Genomic DNA, 23,218 nt, shown 5'->3' with positions numbered 1-23,218 from the left:
ACGCGGTGGCGGCCCAGCCGCAGGTCGGCCTCGATCCGCTGATCCAGCGCGCAGAGCCGGGTCTCCTCCAACCGCTTGGCCTCGACGGCGAGTTGGCCACCCGCCAGGACGTCGGCGAAGGCCGGACCGCGCCACAGGCCGAGCGCCTCGCCGAGCATCCGGGCGGCCAGCGGGTGGTCGTCGCCGTCCATGGCCCGGTAGCCCATGCCGGCCAGGCGCTCGAACTCCCGGACGTCCGTCAACCCGCCGCCGCTGTTCAGCATGTAGCCGCCCGGCGAGGTCACCAGCACGTCCTTGGCGCAGGAGACCCCTGCCGCCGGGGCGACCTGCCCGAGCGCCCGGTCGATCATGTCGCGCAGTTGCAGCACGTACGTCTGCACCGTCGTGCGCGCGCTGCGCGGCGGGCGGCCCGACCACAGCTCCTCGGCCAGCACCCCGGCCGACACCACCTGGTCGGCCCGCAGGGCCAGCAGCCCCAGCACCTGCCGCGGTTTCGGCGCCGACGGCACCACCGACACCCCGCACACCCGGACGTCCAACGCCCCGAGCACCCGAATTTCCACGATGACCACCCCAATCACACGGAACGCCGCAGGCCGATCCGCCGCGGCCGGCACCCGGGTCGACACCCCTAGGGCGACTGTCACCAGTCAAAAACAGGACGCGCGGTTTGTCAATACAAAACCGAACGTGCTGTTTGTTTCTTGGAATGGGCGACCCGACTCGGACAGACGGGCGCGGCGGCCACCCTGCGCCACGAACCGGCCACCACGCGCAGCGGAGTGCGGGCAAACCGAAGGCGGCGTCGGACCCCCGTGGATCCCGCGCCGCCACCAATTCGCCCGCACTCCGCGCGCACCGCCGGTCGGCCGACCGTCGGACCGACCACCGGGCCGACCACCGCCCGGACGCCCCCGCGCACAGGGGGCCACCGAGCCCTGGTCAACTCCGCACCAGCCGAAGCGATTTCCGGCCGGTGCCGGACCGTCAGCCCACACCGACCTCGTCCGCGACCGCGACCGGCCGGGCGGCCGACCGCGCCCCGCCCTGCGCCCCGGCGCCCTCCGCCGCCGCGCGGGCGGCCGCCACCTCGGCGACCACCTGGGCACCGCGGTCCGGGCCCATCTGCAGCGAGCCGAGCACACCCGGCACCGTGATGCTCGGCATCAGGTGCTGGAACAGCCCGGCGGCCCGCCGTTCCAAGTCCGCGCGCCCGGACAGCTTCTGCGACTGGATCTGCACACCCGTCCACGCCGCCGTGACCAGCCACGCGGTGTCGGCCGGGACGACGTGCGGCAGCAGTTCACCCCGCTCGCCGGCCGCGACCAGCAGCGCCTCCAGCCGGCTGATCCAGCCGGGGATCGCGCCGCCGCCGAGGTCGTCGAAGACGTCCTGGCCCAGCGAGAGCCGGGCCCCCGCGCTCAGCAGCGGATCACGTGGCATCAGATACGCCACCACCATCCCGGTGTCCACGAACTCCTGGAGTTTGCAGACCCGTTCGGGCACACCGTCCTGGACGAACTGCTCCTCGACGACGCCCTGGGCCAGATCCCGCTTGGAGGCGAAATGGAAATACACCGCACCACGCGTCACACCGGCCCGCGCGACCACCTCGCCGATGGTGGCGCCCTCGTAGCCGAACTCGTCGAAGACCGACGCCGCCGCCTCCAGGATCAGCCGACGCGTCCGGACCGCCCGCTCCTGCCGAACCACCGCAACCACCCCACCCAGAGCTCCCGGAAAACAAAACCAAACACCCCGTATCTTAGCTACCGGTGGCCTACGGACGACAAGATGATGTCGGGGAATCGCCTCAAACGCTTCTCCCCTCCCGCCCGCATCCTCCGCATTTCGCCTACGGGCCGCCGCTCCTTCGCCGGACGACCGAAAGCGGCACCGCCGCCACACCTCACCTATCCGGGGAAAAACCGAACGATCGGTTTCCTAATCCGGACACCGGGAGGCCGGAAGGCGTCACGGCAGGACGGCCACCGCCTCCACCTCCACCAGCTGGTCGTCGTAGCCGAGCACCGACACCCCCAGCAGCGTGCTGGGGGCGTCGTGCTCCCCCATGTAGGCGCGGTACACGTCCCACACCGCGACCAGGTCGGCCTGGTCGGCGGAGGCCACGTACACCGTCGTGCGGGCGACGTCGGTCAGCCCGGCACCGGCGTCCTCCAGCACGGTTATCAGGTTCCGCATCACCTGGTGCGCCTGGCCCGCGTAGTCGCCGACGGCGACCGTCCGCCCCTCTGCGTCGAGCGGGCAGGCCCCGGCGAGCCAGAGCGAACGGGCCGGGGCGTCGACCAGGGCCGCGTAGGCGTAGTCGACGGCCGGGGTGAGGCGGGAGCTGCGGATCAGCTTGACTGCGCTGTTCAAGGGGCACTCCGAAGGGTCGCGGCCGAACGTTCGCGCCCATCGTTGGCCTCTCCTGAACGACCGTCAAACCATTTACCAGCGCTTTCCCGTCCGCCACGGGCCCGTTGCGTCCACGATTCACCGTTGCGGGTGATGGCGGGCCGACCCGCCCGGCCGGAATCCTGGTGGCCGCCACCCGCACGCGCCGACGCCACGCCGACACCAGGAGGTCACCCATGGAATCCCGACCGCCGTACCGCGACGAGGCCTCCGGGGTCCGCCGGCGCCGGATGCTCGGCCTGGCACTCGGGGCGGGGCTCGTCCCGACCCTCGCTCCGGTCGCGGCCGCGACCGCGACAACCCGGTCGGACACCCCGGCGCCCGCGTCCGCCGCCCTGGGCCGCCGGGTCGCCGAGGTGGCCACCGCCCAGCTCGGCGTGCCGTACGCCTGGGGCGGCGGCGACCGGCTGGGGGCGAGCCTCGGCTTCTGCGACGACGAGAACGGCTACCTGGACGGCGTCTGCATGGGCGAGAGCACGGTCGGCTTCGACTGCAGCGGCCTGTCCCTCTACTGCTGGTACCGGGCCAGCCACGGCACGGTCGAGCTCGGGCACTACACCGTCGCCCAGTTCCACCGCAGTGCCCCGGTGGAGCGTGACGCCCTCGCCCCAGGCGACCTGCTGTTCTTCTCCCGCCCGGACGCGCCGCTGCACCACGTCGGGATCCACGTCGGCGACGGCGCGATGATCCACGCCGAGCGCACCGGGACGCCGGTCGCCCGGATCGAGCACGTCCTCGACGTCCCGCGCTGGGCCGGCGAGTTCGCCGGTGCCCGCCGCCCCGGGACGACCGGCTGAGCGGGCCTCAGAGGCCGCGCCGCTCCCCCGGCCCCTGGTGTCCCTGGTGGACGCGCAGCAGCAGGCCGTGCAGCAACTGCCGCTCCCGCGCGTCCAGCGGCGCCAGCACCTCGTCCTGCACCGCGCGCGCCCGGGCGTCCAGCTCCGCGAGCAGCGCCCGCCCGGCGCCGGTGACCGACACCGAGACCCGCCGCCGGTCCGCCACGTCGCGGACGCGCTCGACGTACCCGGCGGCGGCCAGCTGGTCGGCGACCTTGGCGAGGTCGCTCGGATCGATGCCCAGCCGCTGGACCAGGTCCCGTTGGGCGTGCGGCCCGAAGTCGGCGAGCGCGGCCAGCACGGCCATGTCCCAGAGCCGGAGGCCGTGTTCGGCGAGCTGCTCGGCGAGACGGCCCCGTGCCGTCCGGCCGATCCGGGAGAGCAGGTAGGTGCTGAGGTCGAGCAGCGTCGGCGGCAGGGAGGGAGCGGACAGGGAAGGAGCGGGCAGGGAAGGGGCGGGCAGCGGGGATTCGGGGAGCGGGGGTTCTGGGGCCATGGCGTCAGTCTAGGGTTCGTCCCTATAGTGGGTGCCGACCCACCAATATCGGACTGATCCGACCCGCTGAATCCTCGAGCCCGGGAGCTTCGACCGTGGACGCCCTGTACCCCCGCCTGCTCGTGACCCGTTTCGCCGAGTGCTTCGGGTTCTACCGGGCGGTCCTGCCGCCCCTCACCGGCGCCGCCCTGGTCAAGGGCGCCCCCGACGGCCCCTACGCCAACTGGGACGTCGACGGGCAGGCCGTCCTGGTGCTCTTCGACCGCGCCGCGATGGCCGCCGCCCTGGGCACCACCGGCCTGCCCGAACGCCCGGCCGCCCCCGCCCAGGACGCCGCGATGCTGGTCTTCAGGGTGGCCTCCGTGGACGACGCGTTCGCCCTCTGCCTGCGCCACGGCGGCACCCCGGTCGTCGGCCCGACCGACCGGCCCCAGTGGGGCCCGGACCTGCGCAGCGCCCACCTGCGGGACCCGGACGGCCATCTGATCGAGCTCCAGTCCTACTGAGCCGCCACGCCCGGCCGGCGCGCGGGGTCGTCCGCCCAGAGGTCGGCGCTGCACGCCGCCACCAGCGCGCCGATCCTGGCCCACGCCTCCTCCGCGGGCAGCGGTTCGAGCCGGCGGCCGTCCCGCAGCCGCAGCGCGACCCGGTCGTCCACGGCCTCCTTGGCCCCGATCACGGCCTGGTACGGCACCAGGCGCGCCGCCCGGATCCGGGCGCCCAGGCTGCCGTGCCCGGGCCCGGCGACCTCGGCGCGCAACCCGAGGTCGAGGCAGCGCCGCCGGAGCCGCTCGGCCTGCGGCAGTTCGCCCTCGGAGACCGGCAGCAGCACCACCTGCGCCGGGGCGAGCCAGGCCGGGAACGCGCCGCCGTACAGCTCGATGAGGTGGGCGACCACCCGCTCCACGCTGCCGATCACGCTGCGGTGGACCATCACCGGCCGGTGTTTCGCGCCGTCCGGGCCGATGTAGTGCAGCCCGAAGCGCTCGGGCTGGTGGAAGTCGATCTGCACGGTGGAGAGGGTGAACTCGCGCCCGGCGCCGTCGGCGATCTGCACGTCGATCTTCGGCCCGTAGAAGGCGGCCTCGCCCTCCGCGGCCTCGAACGGCACGCCGGAGCGTTCCAGCACGTCGGTGAGCAGCGCGGTGGCCCGCTCCCAGAGGGCCGGATCCGCCACGTACTTGCCGCCCGCGCCGGGCAGCGAGAGCCGGTAGCGGACCGGTTCGATGCCGAGCGCGCGGTGTGCCGCGCGGATCAGCTCCAGTGCGGCGACGGCTTCGTCGGCGGCCTGCTCCGGGGTGCAGAACACGTGCGCGTCGTTCAGCTGGATCGCCCGGACCCTGGTCAACCCGCCCAGCACGCCGGACAGTTCGGAGCGGCACATGCCACCCAACTCGGCCATCCGCAGCGGGAGTTCCCGGTAGCTGTGGGGTCGGGAGCGGTAGATCAGGGCGTGGTGCGGGCAGAGGCTCGGCCGGAGCACCATCTCCTCCGAGCCCAGTTCCATGGGTGGGAACATGTCGTCGCGGTAGTGCGCCCAGTGGCCGGAGATCTCGTACAGCTCGCGCTTGCCGAGCACCGGCGAGTACACGTGGCGGTAGCCGGCCCGCCGCTCGCGCTCGCGGATGAACTCCTCCAGGGTGTGCCGGATCGCGGCGCCGTCGGGCAGCCAGTAGGGCAGGCCGGAGCCCATCAGCGGGTCGGTGTCGAACAGGTCGAGTTCGCGGCCGAGCTTGCGGTGGTCGTGCGCGGGGTGGTCGTGTGCGGCGTGGTCGTGCGCGGCGTGGTTGTGCATGGGGTGGTCTCCACTCGGATCTGCGGGCGAGTGGTCCGGAAACGGCGAAGCCCCGGGGCACTCGCCCCGGGGCTTCGGACTAGGTCAGCAGTCAGCGCACCGGGACTCTCTCCGGCGTCGTCGTGGCGAGTGCAGCGCGCTTCATGCGATCCACGATAACAGGGCGCCGACCGCCGTGGTGATCTTTATCCGCGGCCGCTCAGAACAGGACGGCGCAGCCGCGCGCGTCGAGCGCGCCGAGCAGCCGCGGCGAGGGGCGCGCCTCGTTCCACCGCAGGTCCAGCTTCTCCAGTGCGGGCAGTTCGGCCAGCCAGTGCGGCAGTTCGGTGATCCGGTTGCCCCGAAGGTCGAGCCGGCGCAGCAGCGGCAGCCCGGCGAGCACCGGCGGGACCTCGGCGAGCGCGTTGTCCCGCAGTTCGAGTTCGCGCAGCGCGGTGAGGCCGCCGAAGGTGTCCGGCAGGGTGGTCAAGTGGTTCCCGCACAGCCAGAGTTCACGCAGGGCGGTCAGTTCGCCGAGGCGGTCGGGCAGCGCCGTGAGCCGGTTGCGCTGGACGCGCAGCTCGACCAGGGCTGTCATGTCGCCGATGGTGGCGGGGAGTTCGGTGAGCCGGTTGTCGCCGACGTTGAGGTAGCGCAGCGCGGTGAGGCGGCCGAGCGCGGCCGGCAGCGCGGTCAGCGCGTTGTCGTGCAGGTAGAGGAAGTCGGCGAGCCCGGTCAGCTCGCCCAGTTCGGCGGGCACGCCGGTGAGCCGGTTGTGCCCGAGGTCGAGGGTGCGAAGCCGTCGCAACCCGCCGACCTCGGGCGGCAGTTCGGTCAGGCCGGTCTCGGCGAGGATGAGCACGGTCAGGTCGGTCCGGTCCCACACCTCGGCCGGTACCGCGCCGAGGGGCCGGCGCCAGAGGTTCAGCGTCACGTCGGTCACGCCCGTCATTGTCCCGTCCACACGCCCGCCGCCGACGGGCGGTCGTGACGACATGTGAACGGATCTGGCGCCTTCCTTCACTGCTCCGATACGTTCTGGATCACTCAGCGGTCAGCAGCCCCTCCGGGAGTCGTCATCAACGCTCAGCCCGTCCCCGTCCCCGTGCCCCTCACCCTCCCCGCCCTGCTGGACCACCGGGCGGCGCTGCACCCCGACCGGGAGGCGCTGCTGGTGCCGGGCGGCGGCAGCCTCACCTACGGCCGGTGGCGCGAACGGGCGGTGCGGGCCGCGCACGGGCTGGCCCGGGCCGGGGTACGGCCCGGGGACCGGGTGGCGCTGCTGCTCGACAACCGGGAGTGGGACGCGTACGCCGTGGCGTTCCTGGCCGCGCACTACGCGGGCGCGGCGGGGCTGGTGATCCGCGCGGACCTCTCCGGGGCGGACGTCGCGCGGCTCGTCGACGCCGCGGGGGCGCGCTGGGCGATAGCCGGGAACGGGCCGCACACCGCTCTGCCCACCTTCACCCTCGACGACCTGGAGGGCAGTGGTGACGGCGAGGGCAGCGGTGACGGCGAGGGCAGCGGTGACGGCGAGGGCAGCGGCGCCGAACCGCCGCATCGGGCCGCTCCCGGGGACCTCGCCCAGATCATCGGCACCTCCGGCACCACCGGCACCCCGAAGGGCGTCCGGGCCGCGCACGCCAGCCTGACCGCCGGGCTCGTCCTCAACCCCCGCCCCCGCCCGTACGCGCACTCGCGCTACGCGGTGCACGCCTTCCCGATCGGGACCAACGCCGCCCAGGTCGTCCTGGTGAACGCGCTGACCGCGCAGCCGGCCACGATCTGCCTGCCGCGCTTCGACGCGGAGGAGTTCGGCCGGGTGGTCGAGGAGTACGGCGCGGGCACCGTCTTCCTGGTGCCGTCGATGGCGGTGGAGCTGCTGAACTCCGGGATCGCCGAGCGCCGGGACCTGAGCAGTGTCCTCCTGGTCAGCTCCTCGGCCGCCGCGCTCCCGCCCGCCGTCGCCGCCGGGCTCTGCGCCGCCCTGCCCAAGGCGACCGTCGTCAACACCTACACCTCCGCCGAGGCCTCCCCCGCCCAGATCTCCGCGATCGTGGACGCCGGCCGCCCCGGTTCGGTCGGCCGCCCCACCGACCCGGCCGACCTGCGGATCCTGGACGAGGCCGGGCAGCCCGTCGCGCCCGGCGACACCGGCGAGCTCTGGCTGCGCCAGCCGGGCCCGCCCCGGGGGTACGTCGGCGCGGACTCCGGCGCCGTGTTCCGCGACGGCTGGGTGCGGATGGGCGACCTGGGCCGGCTGGACAGGGACGGCTACCTCCACCTGGTCGACCGGGAGAGCGACATCGTCAAGTCCGGTGCGCTGAAGGTCTCCACTCTGCGCATCGAGGCGGTGCTGCACGAGCACCCGCAGGTCGCCGACGCGGCCGCGCTCGGGCTGCCGCACCCGGTGATGGGCCAGGTGCCGGTGGCGGCCGTGGTCCCGCTCCCGGGCGGGATCGACCTCGACGGGCTGCGGCTCTTCCTCGGCGAGCGGCTCGCCCGGGCCGAACTGCCCGTACGCCTGCTGGTGACGGACTCGCTGCCGCGCAACCCCAGCGGAAAGGTCGTCAAGCACCGGCTCCGGGCCAGGTTCGAGGAGCCCGTGCCCACCGCCGGCACCGCACCGGCCACCGCCCGGGAGCGCGCGCTGGCCGAGCTGTGGCGGGGCGTGCTGGGGCGGCCGGTCCGGGCCGTGGAGGAGGAGTTCTTCGCGCTCGGCGGGGACTCCTTCCGGGCCGTCCAGCTGGCCGCCGCGATCTCCGCCGAGTTCGGCGTGGCGGCCGGTACGGCCCTGGTGTTCGAGCGGCCCTCGCTGCGGGCCCAGGCCGCCTGGTTGGAGCAGGCGGCGGCCTCGACCGGCTCCGCCGGGCCGGTGGAGCCGGTCGAGGCCGAGGCGACGGCGTTCCTGCGCTCGCTGCGCGCCCAGCCGCACGAGCTCCCGCTCACCGCGCAGCAGGAGAACTTCCTGCGCTGGATGGCCGAGGCCGCGGGCCGCAACGTCGGCTCGGTGGCGGTGATGTTCCGGGTGCTGGAGGAGCTGCGGACGGACACCCTGGCCGACGCCCTCCACCAGGCGATCCGCCGCCACCCCGCGCTGCGCACCAGGTTCGTCCCGGTGCCGGACGCCGAACCGGGGGTGCTGCGGGCCGTGCTCGACGACGAGCCGCGCGCCGACGTGGTGCTGCTGGACGCCCCCGGCGCGAGCGATGCGGAGGTGTCGGCCCGGCTCGTCGCCGAACGCGACCGGCTGACCGACCTGGCCTCGGGGGCGATGACCAGGCTCGCCGTGGTGAGCCGGGGCCCCGGGGACCACGTCGTCATGCTGGCGGTCCACCACATCGTCGCCGACGGCTGGTCGCTGGGCGTGCTGCTGCGCGACCTGGGCGTGCTGTACTCGGCGCTGCGCGGCGGCCGCCCGGCGCCGGCCGCCCGGCCCGGCCCGGCGTACCGGGAGCTGGTGGAGTGGTCGAACGCGCACTGGCCGGCCACCCGGGCGCACTTCGCGACGGCGCTCGCGGGCGCCCCCACGGCGATCGACCCGTTCCCCGGGCGGCAGGACACCGAGGTGGTGCTGAGCGCCGTCCGGACGCTGGAGGTGCCGGCCGAGCGGGCGGGCGCGCTGCGGGCCCGGGCGGCGGAGCTGGGGGCCACCCCGTTCCTCGCGATGGCGGCGGTGTGGAGCGGGCTGCTGGCCGCCCGCAGCGGACAGCGGGACTTCGTCCTGATGACCCCGGTGCCCGGCCGCACCAGGCCGGAGGCGGAACGCGCGGTCGGCTGCTTCGTCCAGTCGCTGCTGCTGCGGGTGGACGCCGCCGGGGAGCCCGGGTTCGCCGAACTGCTGGACCGCGTCCGCACGGCCGCCACCACCGCGCTGGACCACCAGCTGTACCCCTTCGCCGAGTTCAGCCCGCTGGTCCCGTTCGCCGCCTGGCTGCGGTACGAGAGCTGGAGCGCCCCGGCACAGCTGCCCGGAGTGGCGTGCGCCGCGTGGGAGCTGCCGCGCAACGCCACCGTGCCGTACCCGCTGCCCGGCGGCGACCGGCACGTGCCGGAGCTCGCCGTCACCGAGCAGCCGGACGGCTCGCTGCGCTGCTGGCTGCGGTACAACGAGCACGCCTTCACGGCCGAGGCGGTGGACGCGCTGGCCGCGGACCTCGCCGCCGCGCTGGCCGGCGCCGCGCGGGTGTGAACCGGGGCCCCCGCCCCCGCGCTGGGGGCGGGGGGCCGCCGGCCGTGCCCTCAGCCGGTGAGCCGGCCGGCGGCCTCCGCCTCGGTGAGGCCGTCGATCTCGGCGATCAGCAGCGCCTCGATCCGGGCCGCCAGGACGGCCGGGGTGCTGCTCTCGAAGACGTCCCGGATCGGCATGTCGAGGCCGAGCCCGGCTCGGATCCGCGCGGCGACCCGGGTGACCAGCAGGGAGTCCCCGCCGAGCGCGAAGAAGTCGTCGAGCACCCCGACCCTGGGCACGCCCAGCACCTCCTGCCACAGCTCGGTGACCAGGTGTTCGGCGTCGGTGCGCGGCGCGAGGTAGCGGGCCCCCGCGGCCGGTTCGGGGTCGGGCAGGGCCGCCGGGTCGGGCTTGCCGTTCGCGGTCAGCGGCAGCCGGTCCAGCAGCACCACGGCGTCCGGCACCAGGTAGGCGGGCAGCCGCCGGGCCAGGTGCTCGCGCAGCTCCGCCGGGCCGGGCCGGGCGCCCAGGCGGGGCACCGCGTACGCCAGCAGCCGCCGCCCGTCGCGCAGCAGCACCGCGGCCTGGGCGACGGCCGGGTGCGCGGCCAGGGCGGACTCGATCTCGGCGGGTTCGATCCGGTAGCCGCGCAGCTTCAGCTGGCCGTCGCCGCGCCCCAGGTACTCCAGTTGCCCGTCCGTACGCCAGCGGACCCGGTCGCCGGTGCGGTACATCCGGCCGCCGGTGAACGGGTCCACGGTGAGCGGGTCGCCGGTCGACGGGTCGCCGGTCGACGGGTCGCCGGTCGACGGGTCGCCGGTCGACGGGTCGGCGGTGAACGGGTCGGGCACGAAGGCGGCCGCCGTCAGGTCGGGCCGGCCCAGGTAACCGCGCGCCAGCCCGGCGCCGCCGAGGTACAGCTCGCCCTCGGAGCCGCGCGGCAGCAGGGCACCGCGCTCGTCCAGCACGTGGAGCTGGACCCCGGGCAGCGGGCGGCCCAGCGCAGGCCGGCGGGCGGTGTCCGCGGCGGTCAGGTCGGTCGCGGTGACGATGACGGTGGCCTCGGTGGGGCCGTAGGTGTTGACCAGTCGGACGGCGTCGCCGTGCCGCTGCCGCCACCGGTCGACGGCGTCGGCGCCCACCTGGGAGCCGCCGAGGATCTGCAGGCGCAGCGCGGCCGGCCAGCGGGTCTGCTCGCCGAGGCCGACGAGTTCCTCCCAGTAGGCCGTGGGCAGGTCGAGCACGGTGACGGTGTCGCCGTGCGGGCCGCCCAGCAGGTCGGGCAGGGTGCGGCCGCCGCCGGGCAGCAGGACGACGCAGGCCCCGGAGGCGAGCGCGGGCCAGAGCTCCTCGACGTGGGTGTCGAAGCCGAGCGAGGCGAACTGGACGATCCGGTCGGCGGGTCCGAGCGCGTAGCCGTCGGGCCCGGCCATCCAGGCCACCCGCGCGGCGAGCGCGGCGTGGTCGACGGCGACGGCCTTGGGCGCGCCGGTGGAGCCGGAGGTGTAGAGCACGTAGGCCGGGCCCCAGGGGTCCGACGGGACGGGGTCGGCGTGCCCGGGGTCGGCGTGGTCGGGACCGTCGTGCCCGGGGCCGTCGATCGCCGGGTCGACGCCGGTGAGGACCAGGGCGGCGTCGGCCTCGCGCACCATCAGCCGGCGGCGTTCCTCGGGGTGGGCCGGATCGAGCGGCAGGTAGGCGGCGCCGGCCTTCCAGATCGCGGTCAGGGCGACGACCAGGTCGAAGGAGGGCGGCATCGACACCGCGACGACCCGGCCCGCCACCCGGCCGAGCCGTCGCGCCAACGCGCTGGAGCGCCGGTCGAGTTCGCCGTAGGTCAGGCTCCGGCCGTCGCACTCCAGCGCCGGGGCGTCCGGGCGGGCGGCGGCCTGCTCGGCGAACCGTTCCAGCACCGTCCGGGCCTCCTGGGCCTCCGGGCCCGCTCCCAGTGCGAGCAGTTCCGCCCGCTCCTCGGACCCCACCAGCCAGTCCCCGTGCAACGGGAGCTGCGGGTCGTCGACCACCCGGGCGAACAGGGCGCGGCACCGCCGGCCGAGGGCCTCGACGGTCTCCCGGTCCAGCACCTCGCGGTCGAAGCAGAAGGACAGCGCGATCCCGCCGTCGGCGGTGCGCCAACTGTCCAGCAGCAGGTCGGTCTTGGCCTGCTCGAAGCCGGAGTCCATGCTCGCGGTGCGGACGCCCGCGGGCAGGGCGGGCGCGCCGGGGCCGCCCGCCAGGTCGTACTGGCTCTGGTGGACGAAGACGGCCCGGTACAGCGGCCCGGCGCCGAGCTCCGCGGGCAGGCCGAGGTGGGCGGCGAGCCGTTCGACCGGCACGTCCTGGTGGCCCAGGGCGGCGAGCGTGGCCGAGCGGGTTCGCCGCAGCACGGTACGGAAGTCGGGGTCGCCGGTGAGGTCGGCCCGGATCACCGCCGTCCGGCTGAAGTAGCCGAGCAGCGCCTCGTGCGCGGCCTCGTTGCGGCCGGCCAGCGGGGTGCCGACCACGAAGTCCCGGCAGCCGGTCCAGCGCGCGAGCACGTACTGGTACCCGGCCAGCAGCACCATGAACGGGGTGCACCGCTCCTGTCGCGCCAACTGGTCGAGGGCGGCGGTCAGTTCGGGGTCGAGGCGGACGGTGGTGAACCCGGCGGGCCGGGTCGGGTCGGCCGGCCTCGGGTGGTCGAGCGGGAGGCGCAGCGCGCCGGTGCCGGCCAGCCTCTCCGCCCAGTAGCGGAACGCCTCCTCGGCCGCCCCGCCGGCCGTCCTGGCCTGCTCGGAGCGGGCGAAGTCGCCGTACTGGAGCGGGAGTTCCGGCAGTTCGGCGGGGGCCTCGCCGATCGCCTCACGGTAGAGGGCGAGCAGTTCGCGCCACATCGTCCGGAACGACCAGCCGTCCGAGACGATGTGGTGGACGACGACGCAGAGCGCGTGCTCCCCCTCCCCCGCGCTGATCAGCGCCGCCCGCAGCGGCGGCCCGGCGGCGAGGTCGAAGGGCGCGTTGACGTACGGGCGGCAGGCGTCGGTGAACTCGGCCTCGGCCGCGCCCTCGGGCAGCCGGACCAGGGCGAGGTCGATCTCGGCCGGGGGCTGGACGAGTTGGACGGGTTCCTCGCCGTCCGCGGCCGCGGGCCCCGCGGCGGCGCCGAGCGCGAAGCGGGTGCGCAGGATCTCGTGCCGCGCCGTCAGCCGGTGCAGCGCGGTGCGCAGGGCCTCCGGGTCGATCGGCCCGGTCCACCGCCGGTTGAGGTACATGTTGAAACCGGCGTCGTCCGGGTGGAGTTGCTGGAGGAACCAGAGCCGGCGCTGTTCGCCGGTCAGCGGGTGGATGGCGGTGGTCACCGGACGGTCACCTCGGTCTCGGAGCGGCGCGGGGCGGCAAGGGCAGCGGGAGCGACAGGAGCAGCGGGGGCAGCAGGGGTGGCAGGAGCGGTCGCGGCCCGGTCCTGGAGGGTCTTCAGCCCGACCAGGTCGTCGGGCTCGGCGTCGGGGACGTCCCGGTCGAAGTGGCGCAGCACGGGCACGGCCAGGCAGACCAGCACCAGGGCGGCCATCGCGAGGCCGAACAGCAGGTAGAGCAGCCCGATGCCGCGGCCGTCGCCGGTGCCGATGAGCCGGCCCACGGTCGGGGCCAGGGCGCCGTCGTGGTCCATCAGCGGCTGGAGCAGCCGGGGCCCGAGCGGGGCGACCAGGGCGAAGCCGACCGGCAGGGTCGACCAGGCGACCATGGTGTTCACGGCGATCACCCGGCCGTGGAAGCGCAGCGGCACCTTGGTCTGCACGATGGTCGCGTAGACGCCGTTGACCAGGGCCAGGCCGAAGGCCATGCCGAACGCGCCGAGGGCGACCACGACCAGCGACGGGCGCAGCCCGGTGACCAGGCACGCCCCGGCCAGGGCCAGGGTGGCGAGCAGCACCCCGCGCAGCCGCAGGTGGCGCGGCCCGCCCCAGGCGAGCAGGGTGAGCCCGCCGAGTACGGCCCCGAGGCCGGCCGCCGTCGACACCCAGCCGGCCGCCGCGAGCGGGGCGAAGGAGAGCACCAGCGGGGTGGTGAGCAGGAACAGCGGGGATAGGAAGATGTTCAGCACCGCGAAGAACAGCAGCATGGCCCGGAAGTGCCGGCTGCCGAGGGCCCGCCGGAAGCCCTCGCGGATCTCGGCGGAGACGCTCTCGCGCCGGCTGGCGCCCATCAGGTCGGGGAAGCGGACCGCCAGGGTGACGGCGAGGGCGGCGGCGTAGCTGACGACGTCGAGGGTGAGGATGCCGCCGAGCCCGATCGCGGCGAGCAGGCCGACGGCGAACAGCGGGACGAGGAACTGGGCGAGGCCGAAGGCCATCTGCACCAGGCCGTTGGCCCGGCCGAGGTAGCGCTTGGGGACGAGCTGGGGCACCGCGGCGTTCCAGGCGAGCCGTTGGAAGGTGAGCGCGGTGGAGAGCACGCCGATGAGCACGTACGCGTGCCAGACCTGGAGGCTTCCGGTGAGGTGGAGCAGGAGCAGCAGCGCCTGGGTGGCGCCGGCGGCGAGGTCGCCGTAGAGCATGATCCGGCGCCGGTCGCCCCGGTCGACGACGGCGCCCGCGATCGGTGCGGCGAGGATGCCGGGGACGAGTCCGCAGGCGGCCAGCAGTCCGAACTGGGCCAGGGAGCCGGTGCGCAGGTAGATCCAGACCGGGAGGGCGAACTCGGTGAGCGCCGATCCGATCATCGACACCTGCTGCCCGGAGGCGACGGTGAGGAAGCGGCGCATGGTCGGTCGCAGCGGGGCCTGCTCCGCCCGTGGCGCGCCGTCGCCCCGGGAGAGCCCGGCCAGCCACCAGGTCGCGCCGTCGCTCCGGTGGTGCCGTTCCTCCTGGCCGGCGGCGATCGAGCGGTGGACGCGGGTGAGGATCTCCGCGAGTTCGGCGGCCCGGTACTTGAGGTAGAAGTGGCCGGCCTCGTCGAGCACGACGACCGCGGCGGTGTCGGTGAGCCGGTGCCACTCCCGGTAGCGCTCCTGGTAGAAGTCCGTCGCCGGGTCGCGCTCGCCGCAGACGGCGATGATCGGGGCCCTGATCCGGCCGTCCTCGCTGTCGAACAGCCGGGTGAAGTAGCGTTCGGCGTCCTTGGTGCCGGTGCGGCGGTTGCGCACGATCAGCCGCAGCTGCTCGGCGTCGACCTCGTCGGTGTCCAGCCCGGCGGCGGCCAGCGCGTTGATCATGCCCTGGTCGTTGCGCAGCCGGTCGGTGAGGTCGGCCCAGCGTTCGCCGACGGCGGCGCCGCGCCCCCGGGGACGGGCGAAGGGGAAGATGCCGCCGAGGTGGACGGCGTCGATCTCCCGGCCGGCGGCCTCGACCTGCCGGGCGATCTCCACGGCCAGGCGGACGCCGACGCCGCAGTGCCCGTACAGCACGATCGGGCCGGGGACGTTCTCGACGATCTCGCGGGCGCAGGTCGCGGCGACCTCGTCGATGTCCATCGCCTCCTCGCCGAGTTCGTGCCCCGGGACGGCGATCGAGTACAGCGCCCAGTCCTCGGGCAGGGCGTCGGCGAGCGGCTTGTAGATGAGCGCGCTGCCTCCGCCGTAGGGGGCGCAGACCACGCTGGCGGTGGTGCGCGGACTCGGCGGGGTGAGCCGGTGGAGCAGGCCGCCGGAGCCGCGTTCGGCGGTCGGGTCGGCGACCAGGGCGGCGAGCCGGCGGACGGTGGGGTGGGTGAACAGGTCCATCACGCCGATGGGGGCGGGCAGCTCCGGGAAGGCCCGGCGCAGGCGGGCGACGACCTGGGTGGCGAGCAGGGAGTGGCCGCCGAGGTCGAAGAAGTCGTCGAGCGCGCCGACCCGTTCGACGCCCAGCACCTGGGCCCAGATCGCGGCGATCGCCGTCTCGGCCTCGCCGTCGGGTTCGACGTGTCCGCCGGTCGGCGCCGGGTCCTCGGGTTCGGGCAGCGCCTTGCGGTCGACCTTGCCGTGGGCCAGCAGGGGCAGCGCGTCGAGGACGACGTAGCGGGCCGGGACGAGGTAGTCCGGCAGGACGGCGCCCAGCGCCTCCCGTAGTTCGGCGGGTGTCGGGGCGGGGGCGGCGCCGGGGTGTTCGAGGTAGGCGACGAGATTCTGGCGGACGCCCTCGCCGCGGAGCGTCACGAGCGCCTGGGTGATGCCGGGCAGCGCGGTGAGCGCGGCCTCGATCTCGCCGGGCTCGACCCGGTAGCCGCGGACCTTGATCTGGTCGTCGGCGCGGCCCAGGTACTCCAGCGTGCCGTCCGGCCGCCAGCGGGCCAGATCGCCGGTGCGGTACATCCGCCCGTCGGCGAACGGGTCCTCGACGAAACGTTCCGCCGTCAGGTCGGGGCGGCCCAGGTAACCGCGGGCGAGCCGGTCCCCGCCGAGGTAGAGCTCGCCCACCACCCCGGGCGGCACCGGTCGGCGGGCCTCGTCCAGTACGTAGCAGCGGGCGCCCGCGAGCGGGGTGCCGATCGGGGTGCTGCCGGGTCCCGCCGGGCCCGGCAGGACCTCGTGGACGGTGACGCCGACCGTCGCCTCGGTCGGCCCGTAGTGGTTGAACACGGCGCAGCGGCCCCGGCCGGCGAGGTCCGCCGCCCAGGCCCAGGGCGACGCCTCGCCGCCGAGCACCAGGGCCCGGCGCGGGAGCAGCCGCTCCGCGTCCACGTCGGCGGTCAGCGCGGCCAGGTGCGACGGCGTCATCTTGAGGTAGTCGATGCCCGACTCCTCGATGCGCTCGGCGAGTTCGGCACCGGCGATGCGGCGCGGCAGCAGGTGCACCCGGCCCCCGGTGGTCAGCGCCAGGTACAGCATGGTGATGCTGAAGTCGAAGGACAGGGACTGCAGCAGCCCGTAGGCCGCACCGGGCTCGATCCGCAGGCGTTCCCGCACGCCGGCCAGGTAGTTGAGGATCTGGCGGTGCTGCACCGCCACGCCCTTGGGCTGCCCGGTCGAGCCGGAGGTGTAGATCACGTAGGCGAGGTCGTCCGGCCCGGACGCCTCCGCCAACGGGGTCTCGTCCGGCAGGATTTGACCCTCGCCGACCGGCTCCCGGTCGACGAGCAGCTCGGCGCCGTCGTAGCCGGCGAACGCCGTCCGCAGCCGCGAGTCCGTGACCAGCACCCGCACGCCCGCGTCCGCCACCAGGTGGGAGAGCCGCGCGGGCGGCTGTTCCGGGTCCAGCGGCAGGTAGCCGCCGCCGGCCTTCAGGACGCCCACCAGGGCCGCCGCCAGTTCCGGGGACTGCTCCAGGCACACCGCCACCCGGTCGTCCGGGCCGACGCCCAGCGCCCGCAGCCGGCGGGCCAGGCCGGTGGCCCGGGCCTCGAGTTCACGGTAGGAGAGGGTGCGGCCGTCGAAGACCAGTGCCGGGCGGTCGCCCGCGCCGCGCGCCGCCTCGGCGAGCAGCCCGGTCAGCGTCCCGGGACCGGGCGCGGGCGCGGGCAGTTCGGGGCCCGCCGCCCAGCGCTCGACCACGTCCCGGCGCTCGGCCCCGGTCAGCATGGGCAGGCCGTCGACGGGCTGCGCCGGATCCGCCGTCGCCGCCGCCATCAGCACCTCGAAGCGCTCGGCGAGCCGCCGTACGGTGTCGGCCTCGAAGAGGTCGGTCCGGTAGGTGATCAGGCCGTAGAGACCGCCGTCCTTCTTCTCCCGCAGGTAGAAGGCGAGGTCGGCGTGGGTCGTGGTGGCCTCGTAGCCGAACCCCTCCGCCGCCGCGGCGGGCGCGGTGGAGGCGGCGCGGTCCCCGTAGTTCTGGAACGCGAAGGTCACCTGGAACACCGCCGAGCGGCTGACGTCCCGTTCGACGTCCAGGTCCGCCACCATCTGCTCGAACGGCACCTCCTGGTGGGTGTAGGCGTCGAGCGTCGTCTCCCGCACCCGCCCGATCAGGCCCGCGAAGCTCTGCCCCGGCTCCAGCCGGGCCCGGATCGGCAGCATGTTGACGAACGCCCCGACCACGCCCTCCAGTTCGCGGTGGAGGCGGCCGGCCACCGCCGAGCCGACGGCGAAGTCCCGCTGCCCGGAGTGCCGCCCCAGCAGCACCTGGAGGCCCGCCATCAGCACCATGTACGTCGACGCCCCGTGGGCGCGGGCGCACTCGGCGACGGCCCGCACCAGCTCCGGGCTCCAGTGCAGCTCCAGGGCGGCGCCGTCGAAGGTGAGCACCGGCGGACGCGGGCGGTCGACGGGCAGTTCCAGTGCCGGGACGTCGGCGAGTTCGGCGCGCCAGTGGTCCCGGGAGGCGGCCAGTGCGCCGCCGGCCAGCCGCTCCCGCTGCCAGTGCGCGTAGTCGCCGAACTGTACGGGCAGCTCCGGGAGTTCGACGGTGGTGCGGTGGGCGTACTGGGCGTAGAGCGCGTCCAGTTCGCGGTTGAGGATGTCGATGGACCAGCCGTCGCAGACGATGTGGTGCATCACCAGGGCGAGCACGTGGTCCTCGTCGGCGAGCCGGACCAGCAGCGCCCGCAGGAGGGGGCCGCGCGCCAGGTCGAAGGGGCGGCCGACCAGCGCGCCGATCTCGTCGGCGGCTCTTCGCCGGGGGTCCGGATCGTCGGCCGCGTCCACGAACTCGGCCGGGAAGGGGCCCGGTTCGGCGATGGCGACCTCGGCGGTGCCGTGCTCCGTGGTCGGGAACGACATCCGCAGGCTCTCGTGGCGGTTCACCAGGTCGGCCAGGGCGCGGTCCAGCGCCGGGCGGTCCAGCGGCCCGCGCAGCCGGCGGGCCGGCGCCAGCGCGTAGGCCGTCCCGCCCGGTGTGAACTGGTCCATGAACCAGAGCCGTTCCTGCCCGCTGGACAGCGGCGGTGCGCTGCCCTCGGGGCGCGGCTCGACGGTGCGCCGGGGCGCGGCGGCGCCGCGCAGTCGCTGGGCGAGCAGGGCGCGTTTGGTGGCGGACCAGTCGGCGGGCGGGTCCTGGGTGTCGGTCATCGGCGGTCCATTCGGGCGGGGGCGGGAGGGGGAGCGCAGGGGTACTCGCCCGTGGTCAGCGGCGCTCGCGGACGGCCGCGGCGATCCCGGCCGGGGTCGAGGCGTCGAAGAACAGGTCGAAGTCGAGCTCCACCCCGAGCGCGGCGCGGATCCGCGCGGTGATCTGGATGATCGTCAGCGAGTGCCCGCCGAACTCGAAGAGGTCGTCGTCCGGGCCGACCTCGGGCAGGCCCAGCACCTCGGACCAGATCGCCAGGACGGCTTCGGCGACGTCGTCGCGGACTTCCACCTCCGCCGGGGCGGCACCAGGGGCGGCCGACGACGGTCCGGCCGCGGGGGCCACGGGCGGCGGGGCGGGCAGGGCGCGGCGGTCGAGCTTGCCGTTCGGGGTGAGCGGCAGCCGGTCCAGCGCCACGAACCGCCGGGGCACCATGACGGCGGGCAGGGTGCGCAGCAGGTGGTCGCGCAGGTCGGCGGCGCCCGTCGGCCCTGCGCCGGGCGCCGGGACGTGGTAGCCGACCAGCCCGGGCTCCCCCGGGCTCTCCTCGTACACCGTGACGGCCGCCTCCGCGACCGCCGGGTGCTCCAGCAGCGCCGCCTCGATCTCGCCGGGTTCGATCCGGTGGCCGCGGATCTTGACCTGGTCGTCGGCCCGGCCGTGGAAGGCCAGTTCGCCGTCCTCGGTCCAGGCGGCGAGGTCGCCGGTGCGGTACATCCGGCGGCCGGTGGACGGGGCGTCGGCGGACAGGCCCTCAGCGGACGGGGTGCCGGCGAACGGGTCCGCGGTGAAGCGCTCGGCGGTCAGGTCGGGGCGGCCCCGGTAGCCCTCCGCGACCCCGGCGCCCCCGAGGTGGAGCTCGCCGGGCACCCCGACCGGCAGCGGCCGGTGGTCCGCGTCCAGGACGTACGCCCGGGTGTTGGCGATCGGCCGGCCGATCAGCACGGCCTCCGGCCCGGCCGGGACCTCCGCACAGGTGGACCAGATCGTCGTCTCGGTGGGCCCGTAGACGTTGAACAACCTGGCGACGCCGGCCCGCAGTTCACGGGCCAGCGGCAGCGGCAGCGCCTCGCCGCCGACCAGTGCGGTCAGCCCCGGCGGCAGCGCCCCGGCGCTGAGCAGCACCCGCCAGCCGGAGGGGGTCGCCTGCACGTGGGTCACGCCCTCGCGACGGACCAGGTCGCGCAGGCCCGGGGCGTCCAGGGCGGCGCCGTCCGGTGCGAGCACCAGGCGGCCTCCGGTGGTCAGCGGCAGCAGCAGTTCCAGGCCGGAGATGTCGAAGGAGAGCGAGGTCAGCCCGAGCCACACGTCGTGGGGCCCCGAGCCGAGCAGGTCGGCGAAGGAGGCCAGCAGGTTCACCAGCGCCCGGTGGCCGATCTCCACGCCCTTCGGCCGCCCGGTGGAGCCGGAGGTGTACAGCACGTAGGCGAGGGCGCCCCGCGTCGCCGCCGGGGCGGTGGTGGTGGCCGCCGGTGCCGGGTGGTCCGTCCCGAGCCGGAGCACGGCCGGCGCCGCCGCCGCCAGTTCCGGGGCGGGTTCTCGGTCGGTGACCAGCAGCACGGCGCCGGAGTCGGCGAGCAGGTGCGCCAGTCGCTCGCCGGGATAGCCGGGATCGAGCGGCAGGTAGGCGGCCCCGGCGGCGTGCACGGCGAGCAGCACGGCCGGCAGGTCGGCGGAGCGGTCCAGGTGCAGGGCGACCAGGTCGCCCGCCGCGACCCCGGCCCCGCGCAGCACCGCCGCCAGTTCGTCGACCCGCGCCACCAGGTCCCGGTAGCTCAGCCGCCCGGTGGCGGCGCTGACGGCGGGGGCGTCCGGTGCCTCTGCGGCCCGCTCCCGCACCAGGTCCAGCACCGTGCGGTCGCTCGGGTAGGCGCGGGCGGTGGCGTTCCACCCGGTGGTCACCAGGCGCCGCTCGGCCTCGCCCAGCAGGGCGAGGTCTCCCAGCGGCGTCTCCGGCCGCGCCGTCGCGGCGTCGAGCAGCGCCCGGTAGTGCCCGGCGATGCGCTCGGCGGCGGCCGGCGGCAGGACCGCCGGGGCGTACTGGAGGGAGCAGTCCAGGGCGTCGGCGGTGTCGACCACCTGGAGGTGGAGCGTATTGCGGGCGGCGCCGTTGACCACGGCCCGGTCCACGCGCGCGGCACTGCCCGGGAACACCGGGTCGGCGCCCCGGGCGCGCCGGTACCCGAACGACACCGGGGCCAGGCCGACCCGGGCCGTCAGCCCGCCCACCGCCGCGCCGAACGGCACCGCCCGGAACGGGTACCCGGCGCGCGCCTCGGCGCGGACGGCCCGGGCGTAGCCCGCGAAGGAGTCCCGGACGCTCGTCCCGGACGGCGCGTGGACCGGCAGCTCGTTGACGAACAGCCCCGGCTCACCGGCCTGTTCCGGCGCCCGGACGGACAGCGGCACGGAGACCGGGACGGCCTCGCCGCCGTAGCGCAGCAGCAGTCCGTGCAGCGCGGCGAGCAGGAACTCGAAGACGGTGACGCCGCTGCGCCCGGCCGCGTCGGCCAGCCGCGCCCGGGCCGGACCGTCCAGTCGCCAGCCGACCGACTCCCCCGGCCCCGCCGCCGTGACGGCCTGCCGCAGCCCGGGGAGCACCGGCGCCGTCGCGGCGGCCCAGCGCGGGCCGTACCAGTCGGCGGCCCGGCGCACCAGCTCCGGAGCCGGCGGGGCGGGCGAAGAAGGCGGGCAGGGCGGCGTGGCGGCCTCGACGTCGGCACAGGCCTCGGCGTAGGCGTCGGCGTCGGCGTAGGCCTCGGCGAGGCCCGCGACCAGGACGTCCTTCGACTCCCCGTCGAACACCGCGTGGTGAACGACGATCAGCAGCTCCGCCGCTCCACCTCCGCGGCGGTAGAGGGTGAACCGCGCCGGCGGTCCGGCCGACAGGTCGAACGGCCGCGCCACCTCCTCGGCCAGCCGCTTCTCCAGGTCCTCCACGCGGTCCCCGGAGGCGTCGACCACCTCCAGGCCCGGGGCGGGCCCCCGCTCCAGCAGCACCTTGCCGTCGCGCTCCACGAACACCACGGACAGCGCGCTGTGACGGTCGGCCAGCGCGGACACCGCCCGGCCGAGCACCCCGGCGTCGACCCGGTCGAAGGAGATCCGGACGGGCATCTGGAACGCCCCGTGCACGGGCCCGAGTTGCTCGGTGAGCCAGATGCCCTGCTGGAAGGACGACGCGGACACGGGGAACGACTCAGGCATCTGCGGCTCGATTCGGCAGTCGGCGAAACGGTAGGGGCACGCGACCGGGCAGCGACGCTGCCGCCACGGATCCGCTGGTGACGCGGCCACCGAATACCGCCCGGCCCACCCCTGGCCGGCCGACCGGCCGCACCGGCCCCCACCCTCCCGGCCGCCCAAATCCCCCCTGCGCACGCCCGGGCCGGAGCCGGTCTTCTCCCCCGCGAAAAAGACCTTGGTCCAAACCTGCCGAGAGATTCGCAGAGAACCCACCCCTCGTCAAGGGTTCTCCACCCGCCCCACCAGGCGTCATGTACGCGCCTAGCCTGCGGAAATCCCGCCGTTCCGACTCCGTCCACGAGCCCGCCATGGACGGCGGGGCGACGACGGCGGCTCCACGCCGGAGCGGATCAGGCCCGGAGCGGCTCCGCGCCAGAGCGGATCAGGCCCGGAGCGGCTCCGCGCCGGAGCGGATCAGGCCCGGAGCGGATCAGGCCCGGGCCGGGCGGCCCCGGCTCACCTGCCCGGGGCCGCGGCCGCGAAGCCGCCGAGGAAGGCGAGCGCCTCCTCGGCCGGGCTCCCGGGGGCGGCCGTGTAGACGACCAGGAGGTGGCGCGCGGCGCCCGGCGCCTGGAAGGTCTCGTAGTCGAGCGTCACGTCGCCGACCACGGGGTGCCGGAAGCGCTTGGGGCCGTGGGTCTTCTCGTGCACGTGGTGGCCGGCCCACAACCGGCGGAAGGCGGCGCTGCCGAGTGCCAGTTCGCCGATCAGGCGCACGAGTTCGGGATCGTGCGGCTGCCGGCCGGAGGCCATCCGCAGGATGCCGACGGTGGTGCGCGCGGCGTCCTCCCAGTCGAGGTGGACGTCCGGCGCGCCCGGGTCGAGGAAGATCCGGCGGGCCAGGTTGCGTTCGCGCGGCGGGAGTTGGGGGAAGTCGGCGATCAGAGCGGCGGCCAGCCGGTTCCACGCCAGGACGTCGTTGCGGTCGTTCATGATCAGCGCGGGGGTGGTCGGCATCGCCTCCACGACCCGACGCAGGGCGGGGCGCAGGGCGTCGCCGTCCCCTCCGGCGCCCGCCGCCCTGGCCGCCGAGCGGCGGGGCGGGCGGGCCAGGTCGTACAGGTGGGCGCGCTCGGCGGGGCCGAGCCGCAGGGCGCGGCCGAGCGCGTCGAGCACCTCGTCGGACGGGCGCTCGGCGCGGCCCTGTTCCAGCCGGACGTAGTAGTCGGTGCTGAGGCCGACCAGTTCGGCGACCTCCTCGCGCCGCAGGCCGGGCACCCGGCGGCGTCCGGTCGGCGGCAGCCCCGCCTGCGCGGGTGACACCAGCGCCCGCCGGGTGCGCAGGTAGTCGCCGAGGCTGGCGGCGAGCGTGATCGGTTCGGCCATGCGTTCCAGTATGGGGCGCCCGGCCGGGGGTGCGGGGGCCGGAGGGTGGCC

At 75.4% G+C, this 23,218-nt stretch carries 13 protein-coding genes; 3 read left to right on the top strand and 10 right to left on the bottom strand.

The genetic code is table 11. From position 1 onward, the window contains the following. The 3 genes from AB0P03_RS18860 to AB0P03_RS18850 form a co-directional block, all read right to left on the bottom strand. Positions 1–563, bottom strand: a 563-nt coding sequence (locus AB0P03_RS18860) for an AfsR/SARP family transcriptional regulator (protein ID WP_363629747.1), incomplete at its 3' end; no start/stop codon positions are given. 424 nt (positions 564–987) lie between these two features. Next, positions 988–1,713 carry a ScbR family autoregulator-binding transcription factor gene (locus AB0P03_RS18855; protein WP_363629745.1) on the bottom strand — a complete coding sequence of 242 codons (726 nt, stop codon included), beginning with the start codon at positions 1,711–1,713 and terminating at the stop codon, positions 988–990. A 261-nt stretch (positions 1,714–1,974) separates the two neighbouring features. Then, on the bottom strand, positions 1,975–2,379 hold the full coding sequence (locus AB0P03_RS18850) for a RidA family protein (protein ID WP_363586249.1): 405 nt from the start codon (positions 2,377–2,379) through the stop codon (positions 1,975–1,977). A gap of 215 nt (positions 2,380–2,594) precedes the next feature. On the opposite strand from AB0P03_RS18850, the gene AB0P03_RS18845 reads away from it, so the two are divergent. After that, complete coding sequence (locus tag AB0P03_RS18845; RefSeq protein WP_363629743.1) at positions 2,595–3,215, top strand: NlpC/P60 family protein; 621 nt, start codon at positions 2,595–2,597, stop codon at positions 3,213–3,215. A gap of 7 nt (positions 3,216–3,222) precedes the next feature. Here the strand turns inward: AB0P03_RS18845 and AB0P03_RS18840 are convergent, their stop codons facing one another. Beyond that, positions 3,223–3,750: a MarR family winged helix-turn-helix transcriptional regulator gene (locus tag AB0P03_RS18840; protein ID WP_363629741.1), complete on the bottom strand. Its 528-nt coding sequence runs from the start codon at positions 3,748–3,750 to the stop codon at positions 3,223–3,225. A 95-nt stretch (positions 3,751–3,845) separates the two neighbouring features. Between AB0P03_RS18840 and AB0P03_RS18835 the strand changes: the two genes are divergently transcribed. Continuing rightward, positions 3,846–4,256, top strand: coding sequence for a VOC family protein (locus tag AB0P03_RS18835; protein ID WP_363586246.1), 411 nt, complete (start codon positions 3,846–3,848; stop codon positions 4,254–4,256). On the opposite strand, the gene thrS is transcribed toward AB0P03_RS18835, so the two are convergent. Together thrS and AB0P03_RS18825 are read right to left on the bottom strand one after the other, a co-directional pair. Next, positions 4,250–5,545 carry a threonine--tRNA ligase gene (thrS, locus tag AB0P03_RS18830; RefSeq protein WP_363629740.1) on the bottom strand — a complete coding sequence of 432 codons (1,296 nt, stop codon included), beginning with the start codon at positions 5,543–5,545 and terminating at the stop codon, positions 4,250–4,252. The genes AB0P03_RS18835 and thrS overlap by 7 nt on opposite strands. Before the next feature lie 199 nt (positions 5,546–5,744). Then, on the bottom strand, positions 5,745–6,476 hold the full coding sequence (locus AB0P03_RS18825) for a leucine-rich repeat domain-containing protein (protein WP_363629739.1): 732 nt from the start codon (positions 6,474–6,476) through the stop codon (positions 5,745–5,747). 153 nt (positions 6,477–6,629) lie between these two features. On the opposite strand from AB0P03_RS18825, the gene AB0P03_RS18820 reads away from it, so the two are divergent. Further along, the gene (locus AB0P03_RS18820) at positions 6,630–9,716 is read left to right on the top strand and encodes an AMP-binding protein (protein ID WP_363629737.1); all 3,087 of its coding nucleotides are present in this window, start codon (positions 6,630–6,632) and stop codon (positions 9,714–9,716) included. 50 nt (positions 9,717–9,766) lie between these two features. On the opposite strand, the gene AB0P03_RS18815 is transcribed toward AB0P03_RS18820, so the two are convergent. The 4 genes from AB0P03_RS18815 to AB0P03_RS18800 all read right to left on the bottom strand — a co-directional run bounded on the left by AB0P03_RS18815 (position 9,767) and on the right by AB0P03_RS18800 (position 23,167). Beyond that, on the bottom strand, positions 9,767–13,033 hold the full coding sequence (locus AB0P03_RS18815) for an amino acid adenylation domain-containing protein (RefSeq protein ID WP_363629735.1): 3,267 nt from the start codon (positions 13,031–13,033) through the stop codon (positions 9,767–9,769). Then, positions 13,030–18,597: an amino acid adenylation domain-containing protein gene (locus AB0P03_RS18810; protein ID WP_363629733.1), complete on the bottom strand. Its 5,568-nt coding sequence runs from the start codon at positions 18,595–18,597 to the stop codon at positions 13,030–13,032. Before AB0P03_RS18810 ends, AB0P03_RS18815 begins: the two co-directional genes overlap by 4 nt. Before the next feature lie 55 nt (positions 18,598–18,652). Continuing rightward, a complete protein-coding gene (locus AB0P03_RS18805; RefSeq protein ID WP_363629731.1) occupies positions 18,653–21,802 on the bottom strand; it encodes an amino acid adenylation domain-containing protein in 3,150 nt (1,049 codons plus the stop codon). 495 nt (positions 21,803–22,297) lie between these two features. Beyond that, entirely contained in the window at positions 22,298–23,167 is an 870-nt protein-coding gene (locus AB0P03_RS18800) for a helix-turn-helix transcriptional regulator (RefSeq protein WP_363629730.1), read from the bottom strand. Positions 23,168–23,218: the final 51 nt, after the last annotated feature.

Source organism: Kitasatospora sp. NPDC088779, assembly GCF_040685395.1.
Taxonomy (GTDB): domain Bacteria; phylum Actinomycetota; class Actinomycetes; order Streptomycetales; family Streptomycetaceae; genus Kitasatospora.
This window is presented reverse-complemented; position numbering and strand designations above follow the sequence as displayed.